The 18,360-nt window shown below is 60.8% G+C and carries 16 protein-coding genes; 1 reads left to right on the forward strand and 15 read right to left on the reverse strand.

Annotation, left to right across the window (positions count from 1 at the left end; all coding sequences use genetic code 11):
- Window positions 1–168 precede the first annotated feature (168 nt).
- The 15 genes from J3P75_RS22340 to J3P75_RS22410 all read right to left on the reverse strand — a co-directional run bounded on the left by J3P75_RS22340 (window position 169) and on the right by J3P75_RS22410 (window position 17,180).
- Window positions 169–498, reverse strand: coding sequence for a hypothetical protein (locus J3P75_RS22340; RefSeq protein WP_434708212.1), 330 nt, complete (start codon window positions 496–498; stop codon window positions 169–171).
- Complete coding sequence (locus J3P75_RS22345; RefSeq protein ID WP_434708213.1) at window positions 495–1,400, reverse strand: alpha/beta hydrolase; 906 nt, start codon at window positions 1,398–1,400, stop codon at window positions 495–497. The genes J3P75_RS22340 and J3P75_RS22345 overlap by 4 nt, the downstream gene beginning before the upstream one ends.
- 156 nt (window positions 1,401–1,556) lie before the next feature.
- Window positions 1,557–2,807: a flavohemoglobin expression-modulating QEGLA motif protein gene (locus J3P75_RS22350; protein WP_172833349.1), complete on the reverse strand. Its 1,251-nt coding sequence runs from the start codon at window positions 2,805–2,807 to the stop codon at window positions 1,557–1,559.
- Between the two features lie 59 nt (window positions 2,808–2,866).
- On the reverse strand, window positions 2,867–3,421 hold the full coding sequence (locus J3P75_RS22355; protein WP_434708214.1) for a hypothetical protein: 555 nt from the start codon (window positions 3,419–3,421) through the stop codon (window positions 2,867–2,869).
- 158 nt (window positions 3,422–3,579) lie between these two features.
- A complete protein-coding gene (locus tag J3P75_RS22360) occupies window positions 3,580–4,293 on the reverse strand; it encodes a TetR/AcrR family transcriptional regulator (protein ID WP_093104335.1) in 714 nt (237 codons plus the stop codon).
- 105 nt (window positions 4,294–4,398) lie between these two features.
- Window positions 4,399–5,901, reverse strand: coding sequence for a lysine--tRNA ligase (gene lysS, locus J3P75_RS22365; RefSeq protein WP_090281964.1), 1,503 nt, complete (start codon window positions 5,899–5,901; stop codon window positions 4,399–4,401).
- A gap of 114 nt (window positions 5,902–6,015) precedes the next feature.
- Window positions 6,016–7,111 (reverse strand): peptide chain release factor 2 gene (gene prfB / locus J3P75_RS22370; RefSeq protein WP_157720869.1). Its coding sequence is split into 2 segments (ribosomal slippage): window positions 6,016–7,038 and window positions 7,040–7,111, totalling 1,095 coding nucleotides; the frame shifts between segments, so codons are not numbered across the junction.
- 362 nt (window positions 7,112–7,473) lie between these two features.
- The gene (locus tag J3P75_RS22375; RefSeq protein ID WP_434707542.1) at window positions 7,474–8,616 is read right to left on the reverse strand and encodes an IS481 family transposase; all 1,143 of its coding nucleotides are present in this window, start codon (window positions 8,614–8,616) and stop codon (window positions 7,474–7,476) included.
- A gap of 118 nt (window positions 8,617–8,734) precedes the next feature.
- Window positions 8,735–9,736: a response regulator gene (locus J3P75_RS22380; protein ID WP_090281963.1), complete on the reverse strand. Its 1,002-nt coding sequence runs from the start codon at window positions 9,734–9,736 to the stop codon at window positions 8,735–8,737.
- A gap of 48 nt (window positions 9,737–9,784) precedes the next feature.
- Window positions 9,785–10,795 carry a chemotaxis response regulator protein-glutamate methylesterase gene (locus tag J3P75_RS22385; protein ID WP_434708215.1) on the reverse strand — a complete coding sequence of 337 codons (1,011 nt, stop codon included), beginning with the start codon at window positions 10,793–10,795 and terminating at the stop codon, window positions 9,785–9,787.
- Window positions 10,792–13,074 (reverse strand): hybrid sensor histidine kinase/response regulator, encoded by a 2,283-nt coding sequence (locus J3P75_RS22390; protein WP_434708216.1) that lies wholly within the window; start codon window positions 13,072–13,074, stop codon window positions 10,792–10,794. The genes J3P75_RS22385 and J3P75_RS22390 overlap by 4 nt, the downstream gene beginning before the upstream one ends.
- Entirely contained in the window at window positions 13,071–13,754 is a 684-nt protein-coding gene (locus tag J3P75_RS22395; RefSeq protein ID WP_434708217.1) for a chemotaxis protein CheW, read from the reverse strand. Before J3P75_RS22395 ends, J3P75_RS22390 begins: the two co-directional genes overlap by 4 nt.
- Window positions 13,751–15,025, reverse strand: a complete 1,275-nt coding sequence (locus J3P75_RS22400) for a CheR family methyltransferase (protein WP_434708218.1) — start codon at window positions 15,023–15,025, stop codon at window positions 13,751–13,753. Before J3P75_RS22400 ends, J3P75_RS22395 begins: the two co-directional genes overlap by 4 nt.
- Entirely contained in the window at window positions 15,022–15,558 is a 537-nt protein-coding gene (locus J3P75_RS22405) for a chemotaxis protein CheW (protein ID WP_434708219.1), read from the reverse strand. The genes J3P75_RS22400 and J3P75_RS22405 overlap by 4 nt, the downstream gene beginning before the upstream one ends.
- Complete coding sequence (locus J3P75_RS22410) at window positions 15,558–17,180, reverse strand: methyl-accepting chemotaxis protein (protein WP_434708220.1); 1,623 nt, start codon at window positions 17,178–17,180, stop codon at window positions 15,558–15,560. Before J3P75_RS22410 ends, J3P75_RS22405 begins: the two co-directional genes overlap by 1 nt.
- A 650-nt stretch (window positions 17,181–17,830) precedes the next feature.
- Between J3P75_RS22410 and J3P75_RS22415 the strand changes: the two genes are divergently transcribed.
- Window positions 17,831–18,346 (forward strand): Hcp family type VI secretion system effector, encoded by a 516-nt coding sequence (locus J3P75_RS22415; RefSeq protein ID WP_007949952.1) that lies wholly within the window; start codon window positions 17,831–17,833, stop codon window positions 18,344–18,346.
- The last annotated feature ends 14 nt before the right edge of the window (window positions 18,347–18,360 follow it).

Genomic DNA, 18,360 nt, shown 5'->3' on the forward strand with positions numbered 1-18,360 from the left:
TTCGCGCTGAACGTAGAAGCCCCGCTTGAGTGATCAGGCGGGGCTTTTTTCATGCACGAAGACGAACCGTGTAGGAGTGAGCCTGCTCGCGATAGCGTCCGTTCAGTCAATATTTATTTGGCTGATACACCGCTATCGCGAGCAGGCTCACTCCTACAAAGGATCGCGTTATTGCTCAAGCTTCTGCGGCGTCTCTTCGCCCATGCACCGCACAGCCTTCTTCTGCCCATTGACCAGCACCCCGGTCAGGCCCTTCTGCTCGGTATCAAACAACACCAGCACGCCGTCAATGCACTGCGCCACTTGCGGCGCAGGAGTCAGCGATAGTTTGTAGTCCTCGCCGGGCACGGTCTTGAGCATGGTGAATTCGTTGAGCAGCAGCGCATCCTCGGGTTTGGCGAAGTGCAGGTAGCCGTAGTACCACAGCGCCCCCACGGTGCCGAGGATGCTGCAAATACCGGTGATGATCAGCGGGATGGCGTTACGTTCTTCAGTCATTGCGGACTCTCGTCTTCAGAATTCGGGGGCGGCGGGTAATTGGGGATTTCGCCGAGGCGGCGCAGACCGTTGAAATGCTCGGGGTCGTCGAGGTAACGCAGCATCACCTGCTGCCACACCGGATCGCCGAAGGTCTGCACATGGCCGCCACGGGTCAGTTGCAGCACCCGCGGTGGCGGCGCCGCTTGATACAGACGGATGCCATTGACCATCGGCACCAGCGGATCGTCGATGCTGTGGAAAATCAGTTTCGGCACGCCGTTGAGTTGCGCCATCGAATGGATCGCGCTGTCGCCGTCCGGCACCAGCCACGACAGCGGCACCTGCAACGGCCAGGTCAGCCACGACGTGCTCAGCGCATACTGGCCGACGCTGCGGTAACTGGCAGGCACGCCGTCGAGCACCAGTGCCTTGAGCTGTTTCTGCCGCTCGGGATGCTGCACCAACCAATGCACCGCCATCGCGCCGCCGAGGCTTTGCCCGAGCAGCACCAGCGGTTTGCCTTGGACTTCCGGGGACTGGTCCAGCCAGGCGAATGCGGCGTCGATGTCCTGGTAGATCGCTGGCAGGCTCGGCTTGCCTTCGGACAAGCCGTACCCGCGATAGTCGACCAGCAGCACTTGATAGCCGTTTTTCGGCAGCCACCAACTGCCACCCAGATGCATCGGCAGGTTGCCGCCGTTGCCGTGCAGGTGCAGCACCGTGCCTTTGACCTCCATGCCAGGTTTGGCCGGCAGCCACCAGGCGTTGAGCTTCAAGCCATCGGCAGTGACCAGCGTGACGGTGCGGTAGTCGAGTCTGGCTTTTTCCGGGGTAAAGATCTGGCCGGGTTCGGGGTAGAACAGCAGCGAACTGCAGCCGCCGAGGGTCAGAAGCAGGCAAAGGATGCCGAGGATTCTCATCCGGTGAAACCTCGCAAGAAATTGGCAAGCAATCGATCAGATCGTTCCCACGCTCTGCGTGGGAATGCATCCCGTGACGCTCTGCGTCACAGTGGACGCGGAGCGTCCATGGCGGCATTCCCACGCGGAGCGTGGGAACGATCGGTCGGTAGTGGACTAGAGGATATTGGAGTAATCCGCTTCGATCCGGTCCAGGCTCAAGTGGTTGAGGAAGTTGGAAAAGCACATCCACGCCGACAACGCGTTCAGATCGCGGAACTGATCCGGCAGATACTTCGGCGGCACCACCAGCCCCTCATCCACCAGCTGGCGCAGGGTACGCATATCTTCCAGCGTGGTCTTGCCGCAGAACAACAGCGGAATCTGCTCGAGCTTGCCCTTGCGCACGGCCAACTGAATGTAGTTGTAAACCATGATGAAGCCCTTGAGGTAGGACAAGTCTTTGGTGAATGGCAGACCGGTCGGCGTCGAACCGCGGAAAACCCGACTGGCGTTGCCATAGCTTTCCGCCATTTCAAAGCCTTGCTCGCGGAAGAACTCGAACACCTGCAAAAAGTCCGCGCCCTCCTCGACCATGTGAATGGCACGGGTGCGATTGGTCAGTTTGCGCAGGCGACTTGGGTAGGAGGCGAACGTGATGATTTCCATGAGGATTGCCAGACCTTCCTGGGTCACCGTCGAGGATGGCGGACCTTTCGACAGGAACGTGCAGATCGGCTGGTTCAGCCCGTTGAGCGTAGTGCCGACATGCACCAGCCCTTCGTGAACTTCCAGTGCGCGCACGTCACGGTTGTTGAACATCGCGTCGGTGCGGATCTTGATGTAGTCGGCGCCCGCCGCCGCGTCGGCGACAATGCCGTCGGACTCGAACACCCGAATGGTTTCTTCGGCCTCGCCAAATACCTTGTTCAAACGGGTTTGCAGCAAGTGCACGGCGTCCTTGGCGGTGAGGATTTTCGGTTCGTCCTTCAGATCGCCGCGGCCATCGATGTTGTTCAGGTAGTCGGACATCATCAGGCCAAGGTCGGCCAGGGTCGGATCTCCGGCATGGAAGGCATCGGACGCGGCGCCGTACAACTCTTGCGAGATCAGGCCGAAATCCTCGGTGCCGCGCGCTTCGAGCATGCGCACGACCATGCGGTATTCCTTGCACATGCGCCGCATGATCTGCCCGACCGGGTTGAACTGGCCGAGCTGGCGGGTAATGTCGCGCTCGATGTTCTGAAACTCCAGCTTGACCTGGCTCGAATCGAAGGACAGCGGCCGATTGAGGTAGTAGTCGCGATCAATGGCGGGCATTTCCTTGCCCTTGGCCTTGAGAAAACCCTTGCGCACGTTCTCGTCCCACTTGACCGCATCGAGCACGCGGATCGGCGTTTGCGCCAGCACAATGCGATCGGACAACATGCGTATCGTCTGCTGGTAATCGTCCACCCGAAACTCCTGTAGGAAACCTGACGTGTGAATTATTGGGCGCTGGCTTGGCGCTGATAGCGCGCAGCTTCAACGAAGACATCGGAATTGGCCGGATCATCAAGGTAAGCGAAGACCTTGTCGAGGTTGCTGTCGACGTGCACGCCGTCGCCATCGTCGGTCTGGAATGCCTGACCGTTCAGGGCGTGCTGTTTGATCGCTTGGTTGATCTGCTCGAGGTCGAGGTTGTAGATCACCAGTTCGCGCTTGTCGGTGATTTCGAACCCGGCAATGGTGAAGTGGCCGCCGAAACGCGCCGGCACTTTCGCCGACAGATACCAGCGATTGCCATGCCGTGACACGGTAAACGGATAGGCTTCGCGTTCGCGCGGTTTGGCCTTGAACCAGGTAACGGCCTGGTAGCGGTGATTGCCGACGCGGGTCAGCTCAAGGTTCATCGGCTCACCCCAGGCATTGGTGCTCGACCATTTGCCGAGCAGGCCCTTGGGCGCCGGGTCGCTGGCCCCCAGCGGTTCCTTGAACGTCACCAGACAGCCACTGAGCAGCAGCAACGACAGGGCCAGCAGCACGCCACGCCAGGACTTCATTCGAGACTCCTTATGAACAGCTGCTTTTCATCGATCGTTCCCACGCTCTGCTTGGGAATGCGTCCACTGACGCTCTGCGTCATCTCGGCGAGGGACGCAGAGCGCCCCAGGCGGCATTCCCACGCGGAGCGTGAGGAACGATTAAAAACATCCGCGGATCAGACCGAGGCGAGCACCAGGTGCATATACCGCGTCAGGATGCCGAGCATGTCCTCTTCGGCCAAAGGCTCGGCGTCGTTGAGCAGGCCCTGATATTCCATCCGTCCGATAATCGCCGTCAACACTTTGGCATCCTGCTGCGGTTCGCGCGAGCCCAATACCTGAAACAACTGGCAGGTGCCCTGCAACAGAATCTGCTGATGCGAGCGCACCAGAATCGCCAGACGCGGGTTGAGCAGCGCTTCCTGGCGGAACGCCTGTTCGGCCATCAGATGCTCGCGGCGGTTGATCAGTTGCCGGTGCACGTAGTCGGCCATCAGCCGCGCGATGTCGTCGGCCAGTTGCGAGCGTGACTCCGGGCTGCCATCGCCGCTGACGACCATTTCGCGCAACAGGCCTTCGTTGTTGATCCACAACTTGGCCATGTACGCCGCACTGCGTTCAACATATTGGGCGAAGGTATCGGTGAGCAGGTCGTCGATGTCCTTGAAGTAATACGTGGTCGCCGACAGCGGCACACCGGCCTCGGCCGCCACCGCTCGGTGGCGCACGGCACGCACGCCGTCGCGCACGACAATGCGCATGGCCGCGTCGAGAATGTCCTGGCGACGCTGCTCACTGCCCTGTCGGCTGGCCTTGCGGCCCTGGTACTGAACACTTTCAGCGACCGCAGTGGCGATACCCGCTGCACCTTCTTGAGCTATTGCACCCATCACGACAGCACTTCCTCTACTAATTCCAAATTAACCAATTGATACATTTGTACCAGACAGGCAATAAAAAGCCGCCTGTTTTAGGCGGCTTTTTAACTGAAACGTTTACGCTTGCGGTCGCATGTGCGGGAACAGGATCACATCGCGAATCGACGGCGAGTTGGTCAGCAACATCACCAGACGGTCGATGCCGATCCCTTCACCGGCCGTTGGCGGCATGCCGTACTCCAGCGCACGGACGAAGTCGGCGTCGTAGTGCATGGCTTCGTCGTCGCCGGCGTCCTTGTCGGCCACCTGCGCCATGAAGCGCTCGGCCTGGTCTTCGGCGTCGTTCAACTCGGAGTAGGCATTGGCGATTTCACGGCCGCCGATGAACAGCTCGAAACGGTCGGTGACGTTCGGGTTGTCGTCGTTGCGACGGGCCAGTGGCGACACTTCGAACGGGTACTGGGTAATGAAGTGCGGCTGTTCCAGCTTGTGCTCGACCAGTTCTTCGAAAATCATCACCTGCAGTTTGCCCAGACCTTCGAAGCCCAGCACCTTGGCGCCGGCCTTCTTGGCGATGGCGCGGGCCTTGTCGATGTCGTTCAGGTCATCGGCAGTCAGCTCAGGGTTGTACTTGAGGATCGAGTCGAACACCGACAGACGCACGAACGGCTCGCCGAAGTGGAACACCTTGTCGCCGTACGGCACGTCGGTGCTGCCCAACACCAACTGCGCCAGCTCGCGGAACAGTTCTTCGGTCAGGTCCATGTTGTCTTCGTAATCGGCGTAGGCCTGATAGAACTCCAACATGGTGAATTCAGGGTTGTGACGCGTCGAAACGCCCTCGTTACGGAAGTTGCGGTTGATCTCGAAGACTTTCTCGAAACCACCGACTACCAGACGCTTCAGATACAGCTCCGGCGCGATACGCAGGAACATTTCCATGTCCAGCGCGTTGTGGTGGGTTTCGAACGGCTTGGCGGCAGCGCCACCCGGGATGGTCTGCAGCATCGGCGTTTCGACTTCGAGGAAGTCGCGCTTCATCAGGAAGCTGCGGATGTGCGCGATCACTTGCGAACGCACGCGGAAGGTCTGGCGCACGTCTTCGTTGACGATCAGATCGACGTAACGCTGACGGTAGCGCTGTTCGGTGTCGGTCAGGCCGTGGTGCTTGTCCGGCAGCGGACGCAGCGACTTGGTCAGCAGACGCACATTGGTCATTTCAACGTACAGGTCGCCCTTGCCGGAGCGCGCCAGGGTGCCTTCAGCAGCAATGATGTCGCCCATGTCCCAGGTTTTCACCGCGGCCAGGGTTTCTTCCGACAAGGTCTTGCGGTTGACGTAGACCTGGATGCGCCCGGTCATGTCCTGGATCACCATGAACGAGCCACGGTTGAGCATGATGCGACCGGCAACCTTGACCGGGATTGCAGCCTCTGCCAGCTCTTCCTTGGTCTTGTCCGCGTACTGTTTCTGCAAGGCATCGCAGTAGTTGTCGCGGCGGAAGTCGTTCGGGAAGGCATTGCCCTTGGCGCGCTCGGCAGCAAGCTTTTCCTTGCGCAAGGCGATCAGGGAGTTTTCTTCCTGTTGCAGGGCTTGCGGGTCGAGTTGTTGGTCGCTCATGTCTTTAGATATTCCATCAGGTTCGTTGCCCCCGGACCCTGCGGTCCGGGGATCGCCAGCGGGCTGGCTCCTACAGGGATCGAGCGGAAACGGTCGATCCTGTGTTGGCGTCTGTTACAGGCCCGATTTCAGGCTGGCTTCCAGGTACTCGTCGATGTCGCCGTCGAGCACCTTGTCGCAATCGCTGCGTTCGATGTTGGTGCGCAGATCCTTGATCCGCGACGCATCGAGCACGTAGGAGCGAATCTGGTGACCCCAGCCGATATCGGACTTGGTGTCTTCCAGCGCTTGCGAGGCGGCGTTGCGTTTCTGCATTTCCTGCTCGTACAACTTGGCCCGCAGCATTTTCATGGCGGTGTCCTTGTTGGCGTGCTGGGAACGTTCGTTCTGGCAGCTGACCACGGTGTTGGTCGGTACGTGAGTGATACGTACGGCCGAGTCGGTGGTGTTTACGTGCTGACCACCGGCACCGGAGGAACGATAGGTGTCAATGCGCAGGTCTGCCGGGTTGATTTCGATTTCGACCTTGTCGTCGATCTCTGGCGAGACGAACACCGCCGAGAACGAGGTGTGGCGACGGTTGCCGGAGTCGAACGGGCTCTTGCGCACCAGACGGTGCACGCCGATCTCGGTACGCAGCCAGCCAAAGGCGTATTCACCCTTGATGTGCACGGTCGCGCCTTTGATACCGGCGACTTCACCGGCGGACAGTTCCATGATGGTCGCTTCGAAACCGCGTTTGTCAGCCCAGCGCAGGTACATGCGCAGCAGGATGTTGGCCCAGTCCTGCGCTTCGGTACCGCCGGAACCGGCCTGGATGTCCAGGTAGGCGTTGTTCGGGTCCATTTCATGGCTGAACATGCGGCGGAATTCCAGCTTGGCCAGACTTTCCTCGAGACGGGCCAGCTCGGCGACGACATCACCGACTGCGCCTTCGTCGTTTTCTTCGACGGCCATGTCCAGCAGGTCGCGGCAATCGGCCAGACCGGCGTTCAGTTCATCGAGAGTATCGACGATCTGCGCCAGCGCAGCGCGCTCGCGGCCCAGTTCCTGGGCGTATTCAGGTTTGTTCCAGACACTCGGATCTTCAAGCTCGCGATTGACCTCGGTCAGACGCTCATGCTTTTGATCGTAGTCAAAGATACCCCCGAATAGTTTCGGAGCGCTCGGACAGGTCCTTGATGGTGTTCAGGATCGGGTTGATTTCCATGACGGGCAGCACTCGTTGGCGAACTTTTGAAAGCCGGCGAGTATAACGTAATCAGGCTGGCGCGGCAGCCCGTCTGGCGGCTGTGGGGGTGAATCATCTGAGGTTTCTGTCTGCGTCGAGATTGCCTGCCCTCACCCTAGCCCTCTCCCGGAGGGAGAGGGGACCGATTGGGGGATATTCGAGAGCTACGCCGACTTGAATGGCTTAGCTGAATCCATAATCGCCAAGCTCAAAGATCCATAATCGACTCGGTGGAGCAGGTCGATGCAGAATCCGAGACACCTCGGTCGGCCCCCTCTCCCCCTGGGAGTGTATGTACCGGAGACATGGTGGACACATGTTCGGAGACATGGTGGACGGTTTTAGATCTTCTTACCTGCCGTCACGACCTGCAAGTTCAAGTCGATTCGAGCGACACGATGTCTACTCCAGTAGACATCGTGGATGCCGTCCTCCGTCGTCTCCCTGATCGCTATGCACCTGCCATAAAAAGCCTTTCCAATCTTGTATTCCCGATTCCTCCAAAAGATTTCGCCTCCCACCTGTACCTTCCTGACCACATCCGCGTCGCTGTACTCCGGTTCCGCCGGTCGCTCCTGATATTCCCTTGGGCTGCCACTGTAACGAGCCGCCGGCACCGCCATGCCCAGCGCCTGATGAGGGCGTTTTTGGTTGTAGATGTCGCGCCAGGTATCAAACGCCCGTTGTGCGTCGTCGAGATCGGTGAAAAACCGGCCTTGCAGGACTTCATTTTTCAGGCTGCGGTGGAAGCGCTCCAGTTTTCCCTGAGTCTGAGGATGATAAGGCCGGGAGTGACCGACCTTAATGCCCTGGCTCATCAGCCAGACTTCCAGCGCAGTATAAACGCCAGTCTGATCGCCCCATGGCGAGCCGTTGTCCATCGTCATGCGCAACGGCAGGCCGTAGCGTCGAAACGTCCGGATTAGATGGTCTTGTACAGTTTGGCGCTGTTCATTGGCACATGCGGCAATGCATAGCGAAAAGCGTGAGTGGTCGTCCAGTATTGTGAATGGATGGCAGCGTCCGTGGCTCAGACTGAAATGTCCCTTGAAGTCGATCTGCCATAGATCGTTAGGCGCTTCGTGCTCAAAGCGGATAAATGGTTTGATCTCGGTAGCCTTTGGATCAACACGCGAATGACGCTGCAAAACCGCATGCACAGTGCTGACAGAGGGCATCACAGCGCCTTCATCTTCCAGCACGCGCTTGAGCTTGCGGGCACCCCAGGCCTCGTATCGCTGACTCATGGTCAGAATCCGCTGCTCAACCTCATCAGCACAACGTTTCGGTGATGTTTTCGGTCGACGGGACTGATCGTGCAACCCCTCTACACCTGATATTTCAAACCTGTTGAGCCATTTGTAGGCAGTACTTGGGCTGATATTGAATCGACGGCAAAGCTGCCGAACATTCGCTCCTTCTTGCCGAGCTAAATGCACAAACTCTGTACGAAGTTGCATGGTGGATGCCTCTTGCCAGGACACAGGTCATCTCCTTGATGATGAGCAATGTGCCTATTAAAAAGTGTCCACCATGTCTCCGAACACCTGTCCACCATGTGTCCGGTACATACAGGGAGAGGGCTGGGGTGAGGGAGAGCGTTTACTCGATCCCGACCTGATTGCGCCCATTGTTCTTGGCCAGATACAACCCGCGATCCGCCGCCGAAATCAACAAGCGGCAGTCACTACCGGCCTGCGGCACCATGGTCGCCAGACCGATGCTGATGGTCAGGCTGTCGCCGGCCGCCGGAGTATTGTGCGGAATCTTCAGCGCCGCCACCGTCTGGCGCAGCTTCTCCGCCACCAGCCGCGCCCCGCCCGGTGAGGTGTTCGGCAGCACCAATACGAACTCCTCGCCACCATAACGCGCCGGCAGATCCGATGGCCGCGCGCTGGCGTCGCGGATCGCCGCCGCGACCTTGCGCAAGGCTTCATCGCCCTCGACGTGACCGAAACTGTCGTTGTACGACTTGAAGTAATCGACATCGATCATCAGCAACGACAACTGGCTTTGATCGCGCAACGAGCGGCGCCACTCCAGCTCCAGGTATTCATCGAAATGTCGGCGATTGGACAACCCGGTCAGGCCGTCGGAGTTCATCAGCCGTTGCAGTACCAGATTGGTGTCGAGCAATTGCTGCTGGCTGACCCGCAGCGCCCGGTAAGCGGCATCGCGCTGCAGCAGGGTCATGTAGGAGCGCGAGTGATAGCGGATGCGCGCCACCAGTTCGATGGTGTCGGGCAGTTTCACCAGATAATCGTTGGCCCCGGCGGAGAACGCCGCGCTCTTGATCAACGGGTCTTCCTTGGTCGACAGGACGATGATCGGGATATCCTTGGTCGCCGGATGATTGCGGTATTCGCGCACCAGACTCAAGCCATCGAGGCCGGGCATGACCAGATCCTGCAAAATCACCGTCGGCTTGATGCGCACGGCCTGGGCGATGGCTTGCTGCGGATCGGAGCAGAAGTGGAAGTCGATGTTTTCTTCGCTCGACAGCCCACGGCGCACCGCTTCGCCGATCATCGCCTGATCGTCCACCAACAACACCATGGCGGCGTTTTCGTCGGTTTTGATGTCGTCGATCTGTAAATCATTCATGGGCGGTCACCTGAGTGCTGCGGGGGCCAGGATTGCGGATATACCTGTTCATTTGGGGAAAATCTCCAGCAATCGTGGCGCTATTCGTTCCAGTGGACGGATTTCCACGGCGGCATCAATGGCCGCGGCGGCCTTGGGCATGCCGTACACCGCACTGCTGTGCTGATCCTGGGCGATGGTCAAATAACCCTGTTGGCGCATGAGCTTAAGCCCTTGCGCGCCGTCGCGCCCCATCCCCGTCAATAAAACCCCGACGGCGTCACCATTCCAGTAATTGGCAACGCTCTCGAAAAACACGTCGATCGAGGGCCGGTAGATTTCGTTGACCGGTTCGGCGGTGTAGGCCAGCGTGCCGTTCTTGAGCAAGCGGATATGGTGATTGGTCCCGGCCAGCAGCACCGCGCCGCTTTGCGGTGGCTCACCTTCGCGGGCCAGACGCACGTCCAGGCCACTGGCGCCGGCCAGCCATTCGGCCATGCCGGCAGCGAACACCTGATCGACATGCTGGACCAGCACGATCGCTGCCGAAAAATCCTTGGGCAAACCTTTAAGCAGAACCTCCAGCGCTGCCGGGCCGCCAGCAGACGAACCAATCGCCACCAGGCGCTGACGTGAGGCAGAACTGCGCTGGGTCGTCGGCACCGGCCGCGCGCGTGGCGCCTTGTCGCCGATCAGCCAGCCGATATTGAGGATCTTGCGCAGCAACGGCGCCGCTGCTTCCTGCGGGTTGCTGCCGCCAACGGCTGGGGTGTCGACCACATCCAGCGCGCCGTGGCCCATGGCTTCGAAGACGCGGTGCACGTTCTGCTGGCGGTCGACGGTGACGATGACGATGGCGCAAGGGGTTTCAGCCATGATCCGGCGCGTCGCTTCGACACCGTCCATGACCGGCATGATCAGGTCCATCAGGATCAGATCCGGGGTGTTTTCGGCGCACAGTTGCACCGCCTCGGCGCCGTTGCGGGCAACCCAGACCACCTGATGCGCCGGCTCGAAGGCGAGCGCCCGGCGCAGCGCCTCCACCGCCAGCGGCATGTCGTTGACGATTGCGATCCTCATGCCCGCGCTCCCCCGATGAGCTCGACCACTGCATCAAGCAGGGCGTCGTCATGAAAACTGGCTTTGGCTAGATAATAGTCGGCGCCGGCGTCCAGTCCACGGCGCCGGTCTTCTTCGCGATCCTTGTACGAGACGACCATCACCGGCAGCGATTGCAAACGGTTGTCGCGGCGCAGCAGGCTGACCAGTTCGATGCCGTCCATGCGCGGCATGTCGATGTCGGTGATCAGCAGGTCGAAGTCCTCGGAACGCAGGGCATTCCAGCCGTCCATGCCGTCGACCGCTACCGCGACGTCGTAACCTCGGTTGAGCAGGAGTTTGCGTTGCAGTTCGCGCACGGTCAGGGAGTCGTCGACCACCAGCACCCGTTTGCGCGCAGCTTCCGCGGCTTGATTGCCGTTGCGGGCAATACGCTCCAGGCGCCCGGTGTTGAGCAGTTTGTCGACCGAGCGCAGCATGTCTTCGACGTCGACGATCAGCACCACCGAGCCGTCATCGAGCAAGGCGCCGGCGGAAATATCCTGAACCTTGCCCAGCCGCTCATCCAGCGGCAACACCACCAGGGTGCGCTCGCCGATGAAACGCTCGACCGCCACGCCATAGATCGCATCACGTTCGCGAATCACCACGACCTTGAGGGTTTCGCCGCTGTTCTGGCTCGCCGGGCGATTGAGCAGTTGACTGGCCGCGACCAACCCGACATGCCGTCCTTCGTGCCAGAAATGCTGGCGGCCTTCGATTTGAACGATGTCTTCCGGCGCCAGATCGCACATGCGTTCGATGTGCGCCAGCGGAAAGGCATAAGCCTCTTCACCGACGGCCACCACCAGACTGCGCACCACCGACAGCGTCAACGGCACCTCCAGGTGGAAGCGGCTGCCCTCGCCCGCCGTCTGCTCCAGTACCACGGCACCGCGCAACTGGCGGACCATGTGCTGCACCGCATCGAGGCCGACGCCACGACCGGACACTTCGGTGACCTTGTCGCGCAGACTGAAACCGGGCAGGAACAGGAAGGTCAGCAGTTCTTCCTCGCTCAACTGCGCAGCGGTTTCGGCTGGGGATAACTGCCGCTCGACGATGCTGCGGCGGACCTTTTCCAGGTCGACACCGTTGCCGTCGTCACTCAGTTCCAGCACCAGCAAACCGGCCTGATGCGAGGCGCGCAGGCGAATCAGGCCTTCTTCCGGCTTGCCTTGGAGCAAGCGTTGTTCGGGCGTTTCGATGCCGTGATCGACCGCGTTGCGCAGCAAGTGCGTCAGCGGCGCTTCGAGTTTTTCCAGCACGTCGCGGTCGACCTGGGTTTTCTCGCCCTCGATCTCCAGGCGCACCTGTTTGCCGAGGCTTCGCCCCAAGTCGCGGACCATGCGCACCTGGCCGCTTAGGACGTCGGCGAACGGGCGCATGCGACAGGCCAGCGCCGTGTCATAAAGCACTTGCGCGCGTTGGCTGGCCTGCCAGGCAAATTCATCGAGCTCGGCGTTTTTCTCGCTGAGCAGTTGTTGCGATTCGGCGAGCAAACGGCGCGCGTCTTCTAGGGCTTCCAGCGCCTCAAGGCTCAAGGCGTGTTCCTTGAGGTGCACGTTGAGGTTTTCCAGCGCGCGCAGGCCGTTGTTCTGCATGCGCTTGAGGCGTTGCATGGTCGCCAGATGCGGTTTGAGGCGCTGGGTTTCCACCAGCGATTTGCTCGACAGATCGAGCAGGCTGTTCAGGCGTTCGGCGGTCACGCGCAAGACGCGCTCGCCGCCTTCAGCGGTGCGTTTGCTTTTGCGCGGCGCCGGCTCGGCAGCTTCGACAGCCGTTTGCACCGCCGGCACCGGCACTGGCACGGGCTCAAGTTGCAGCTCGGCCATCGGCGGCGTGACGACAGGCGCTGCTGCCGGGGCTGCCGACGGATCGAGCAACCGCGCCATCAGCGCCACATAGGCCTCGATGTCTGGCGGTTGCGGCGCGTTCGCCGGGGTAGCGATGCGCATGAGCAAATCGGTGCCCTGCAACAATGCGTCGATATGCTCGGGACGCAGCAGCAGGCGCCCTTCCTGCGCGCTGACCAGACAATCTTCCATGACATGGGCGACGCTGACGCCGCTGTCGATGCCGACGATCCGCGCTGCGCCTTTGAGCGAGTGCGCCGCGCGCATGCACGATTCGAGATGATCGGCCTGGGTCGGATTGCGTTCCAGCGCCAGCAGCCCGGCGCTGAGGACCTGGGTCTGGGCCTCGGCTTCAAGGCCGAACAGCTCGAGCAGCGAGGCGTCGCGCATTTGCTCGGGGGTCATGTCAGGCTCCGGGTCACGGCGGACAGCAACTGTTCTTCGTCGAGCCAGCGCAGGCTGCGACCGCGATATTGCAGGACACCGCGAGTGTATTTGGCGCTGGCCTGGGCAGCGGATTGCGAGGCGGCAGCGAGAATGCGCTCGTCGATGGCATGAATACCGTCGACCTCATCCACCGGCACCACCACTGGCCCACCATGGGCAGCGATGATCAGCATGCGCGGCATGATCCGCGCGCTAGTGGTCGGCGCGACATTGGCGTCCAGATCGAGCAATTCGACCAGCGACAGGCACGCGACCAGCGCGCCACGCACGTTGGCCACGCCCAGCAGAGCTCGCGAGCGCTGGTGCGGCAAGGAGTGAATCGCCTGCATCGGCGCGACTTCCACCAGACTGCGCGTGGCCAGCCCGAGCCATTCCTCGCCAAGGCGAAACATCAGCAGCGAGCGGGTCTTTACGTCCGTCTCCACGGCGCTGGCCACCGGGTCGCGCTCGTCCTGCTGCAACGCGTAACGGTCGAGCAGACGCGTGGCGGCGGCGGAATACACCGAGCAGTTACGGCAATGAATGTGCTCTTCGAGCAGCGGGCAAGACTTGTCGCCATGAATGCCGATGCGATTCCAGCAGTCGTCGATGGCGCGGGCGTCTTCGTGGGTGACGTTGAAAGAGTCGGACGCGATCATCGTTTGCGCTCACTGTCGGCGGTGCGGCCGCTGCGGGCGGCACGCTCCTGCAATCGTAGGGCACCCGCCGTGTCGCCCTGGGCCTGCAACAACGCCGCCAGGTGCACCAACGCTTCGGGGTGTTGCGGTTCGAGGTACAGCGCCTTGCGGTAGAAACCCTGGGCTTCGAGGGTCAGGCCGGCGACATCGCTGAGCAGTCCGAGCCAGTAAAACACCTGTGCCACTGGCTCATGGCTGCGCAGGTATTGTTCGCAAGCGGCGCGCGCTTCGGCACTTTTGCCTTCGTTGGCCAGCGCAGCGATGTGCGCCAGCAAGCTGGCGGCGTCCGGATTCGCGGCTTTCGGAACGGTCGGCAATGGTGTCACGGCAGCAAACGGGCGACTGCGCATAACCGGCACTGGCGGCGGATTGCGCAGCGCTTGGCTGATCGGCACGGCGATCGGTTTCGGTGTCGGCAGCGGCTCGGGGTGCGGTTCGCTGTGACGGCTGAACGCGAACGACTGGGGAATGCCGATCGAGCGCATGCCCAGGCGGCCGAGCAGACTACCCTCGGCGGGGCCGATAAACAGCACGCCGTCGAAATGCGTCAGGCGCTTGAGCACTTCGAACACCTGCTTCTGGGTCGGCTGGTCGAAGTAGATCAGCAGGTTGCGGCAGAACACGAAATCGAACGCCGGCTCACTGGCCAATAGCGTCGGATCGAGCACATTACCGACCTGCAAGCGCACCTGCTCGCGCACGTTTTCATTGACCCGGTGGCCATCCTGCTCGGCGAAAAAATGCCGTTCGCGGAAATCCAGATCCTGGCCGCGAAACGAGTTCTTGCCGTACAGCGCACGCCGCGCCTTCTCTACCGAAATCGGACTGACGTCCATGCCGTCGACCTTGAATTGATGCGGCTGCAATCCTGCATCGAGCAGGGCCATGGCAATCGAATAGGGTTCCTCGCCGGTGGAGCACGGCAGGCTGAGGATGCGCAACGCGCGCATGTTATTCAGTTCTTTAAGCCGGGCGCGCGCCAGTTTGCCGAGCGTGGCGAAGGATTCCGGATAACGGAAAAACCATGTCTCTGGCACGATCACCGCCTCGATCAGCGCCTGCTGTTCATCTCGCGAACCTTGCAGCAACTGCCAGTAGTCATCGCTATGAGTCGCCTGCGAAAGCGTGGTGCGCTGGCGCACGGCACGCTCGATGATCGCCGGGCCGACCGACGTCACATCGAGGCCGATGCGCTCTTTGAGAAAGTCGAAAAACCGCTGATCAGCGCTCATGCCTGCGCCTCAAGCTGCGCCGGGTCGCGCGGCGGATCGGGGAACAGCAAGGCGCGCACCGACTCGTCGAGCAAGTCATTGACCCGCACCCACTGCACCAGCCCCTGGGCGTCTTCGCGCACCGGACCGAGGTACGGCGCGTCGCGGTTATCGAGGCCGTAAGGCTGAAAATCTTCAGGATGGCATCGCAGGGTGTCGGTGGCCTGCTCGAGAATCAGCCCGAGCCATTGCGCCGAGTCCGCATCATCCGGGCGATAGTTGACCAGCACCAGCCGCGTGCTGGTGCGCGCCTCGGCAGGCTGGCCGAAGGTCAAGGCGCTGAGGTCGATGACCGGCACCACCGCGCCGCGATAGGCAAACACCCCGGCGACCCAATGCGGCGCCCGGGCAATCGGCCTCAACGCCACGCGCGGCAAGACTTCCGCCACCTCGGTGGCGCGCAGGGCGTAACGCTCGCTGCCGATGCGAAACAGCAGAAACAATGCCGGTTTCGTCACTGGCGTCACATCGCGCTTGGCGATGACTTCGTTCATCAGACTTTGAATCGCGAAACGCCGCTGCGCAGCCCGACGGCCACCTGGCTCAGTTCGTCGATGGCGAAACTGGCCTGGCGCAGCGATTCGACGGTCTGGCTGCTGGCGTCGCCCAACTGCACCAGCGCATGGTTGATCTGCTCGGCGCCGGTGGCCTGGGCCTGCATGCCTTCGTTGACCATCAACACCCGCGGCGCCAGCGCCTGCACCTGATGAATGATCTGCGATAACTGCTCGCCGACCTGCTGCACTTCGGACATGCCGCGACGGACTTCTTCAGAGAATTTGTCCATGCCCATCACCCCGGCCGACACCGCCGACTGGATCTCGCGGACCATTTGTTCAATGTCGTAAGTGGCGACAGCGGTCTGGTCGGCCAGACGCCGCACCTCGGTGGCGACCACGGCAAACCCACGCCCGTATTCACCCGCCTTCTCGGCTTCGATGGCAGCGTTGAGCGACAGCAGATTGGTCTGGTCGGCGACTTTGACGATGGTGACCACCACCTGATTGATGTTGCCGGCCTTCTCGTTGAGGATCGCCAGTTTGGCATTGACCAGATCGGCGGCGCCCATCACTGAGTGCATGGTGTCTTCCATGCGTGCCAGGCCTTGCTGGCCGGAGCCGGCGAGCACCGAGGCCTGATCGGCGGCGGTGGAGACTTCGGTCATCGTGCGCACCAGATCTCGCGAAGTGGCGGCAATCTCGCGCGAGGTCGCACCGATTTCGGTGGTGGTCGCGGCGGTTTCGGTGGCGGTGGCTTGTTGTTGCTTGGAGGTGGCGGCAATCTCGGTCACCGAGGTGGTCACCTGCACCGATGAGCGCTGCGCCTGGGAAACCAGCGAGGTCAGTTCGGTCATCATGTCGTTGAAGCCGGTTTCAACGGCGCCGAACTCGTCTTTGCGATCAAGATTCAGGCGCGAACTGAGGTCGCCGGTGCGCATGATTTCGAGGATCGTGACGATGCGGTTCATCGGCGCCATGATCGCGCGCATCAGCAACAGACCGCACAGGCCGGCGGCCAGCACCGCGACCAGCAGGGAAATGACCATGCTGACCTTGGCGGCGGCCACCGCGTCGTCGATGTTGGCCATGGCTGTATCCGCGACAACCTTGTTTTCGCCAATGATGTCATTGAGTTTCATACGCCCGGTGTACCAGGCCGGGGTCAGCTTTTCGGTGAACAGCTTGATCGCCTCGGCTTCCAGTTTGCGACTGTGCAGATCGAGCACAGCATTCTGAATGTCGATATAGGCGTCATGGTATTTTTCGAACAGGGCGAACTCCGAGCGGTCCTCATCGGTTGCCATGGTCTTGCGATAGTTGGCCATCTGCTCTTGCAGGCGTTTCTCGAAAGCCTTGTAGTCCGCAGCGTCTTCGCTGGAAATGCCCTGCCCTTCCTTCAGGCCCAGCAATTCCTGGGTCTGCAAATAACTGTCGACCCACGCGCCGCGAATCATCGAGCTGTAATAAACGCCGGGAATGGCATCGTCGCGCACGCTGTTTTCACTGGCCTCGATCTTCAGCAACCGTGAATAAGAGAGCACCACCATCATCAACATGATGGCGATAATCACCGCAAAGCTCGCCAAAATGCGTTGGCGCAACGTCCAGTTCTTCACAGTGATTCCTCGGTGCCTGATCGAAATGCGGGGAGTATAGCCGAGCGCGCTGTTTCATTTATAAGACGCTTTCTAACCCTCATCCCTGCCGCGCCCCTGCGGCTGCCACCAAACTGAGGCCCCACAGTTTCGCAGTGGACGCAAGCGCCGGGGCAACACACGAATCCATTGTGGGAGCCAGCCTGCTGGCGATAGCGGTGAGTCAGTCAACAATGATTCGCCTGAACAGACGCCTTCGCGAGCAGGCTCGCTCCCAGGTTTCGCGGTGGACGCAAGCGCCGGGACCTTACACAAATCCCATGTAGGAGTGAGCCTGCTCGCGAAGCAGACACCACGGTCTCGAAAAATACCCTACTGCGCAAGAAGTTGCGCAGTAGGTCGTAATATTTCAGCAGGTAAATCCTCTGCAGACCACGCCGGGCAAGGCCTGCAGCCAAGTGCGCAAGAAGTTGCGCAGTACTGCGCAACTTCTTGCGCACTTTCTTCTGATTTCCACGCTGAAAATCGCCCCAAGCGCCCCCAAACCACGGCTCCGCTCCCGCCGCCCGGGCACTTCAGCAAACCTGGCACGCTCCTTGATAACAGTCAGGCACCCACCGGGCGATTTCGCCTCCCGGGCACCTTAAATTTATCCGCAAGGAGAGCACCCCATGGCAACACCAGCGTACATGTCGGTTACCGGCGAAAAACAAGGCCTGATCACTGCAGGCGCATTCACCGCTGACTCCGTAGGCAACACCTACCAGGAAGGCCACGAAGACCAGGTCATGGTTCAGGCTTTCACCCACGACGTGATCATCCCGCGTGACCCGCAATCCGGTCAGCCAACCGGTCAGCGCGTTCACAAGCCAGTTGTGATCACCAAGGTCTACGACAAGGCTTCGCCACTGCTGCAAGCAGCACTGACTTCCGGCGAGCGCATGAGCGAAATCGTTATCCAGTGGTACCGCACTTCGGCGCAAGGCACCCAAGAGCACTACTACACCACCAAACTGGAAGACGCGATCATCGTCGCCATCAACAACAAAATGCACAACTGCCAGGATCCAGGCAACGCGCACTTCACCCACCTGGAAGAAGTGCAGTTCACCTACCGCAAAATCACCTGGACCCACGAAGTATCCGGTACTTCGGGTTCCGATGACTGGCGTGCTCCAGTCGTTTAATTACGGCTGATCGT

This window comes from Pseudomonas sp. R1-1 (assembly GCF_051132135.1).
GTDB lineage: Bacteria > Pseudomonadota > Gammaproteobacteria > Pseudomonadales > Pseudomonadaceae > Aquipseudomonas.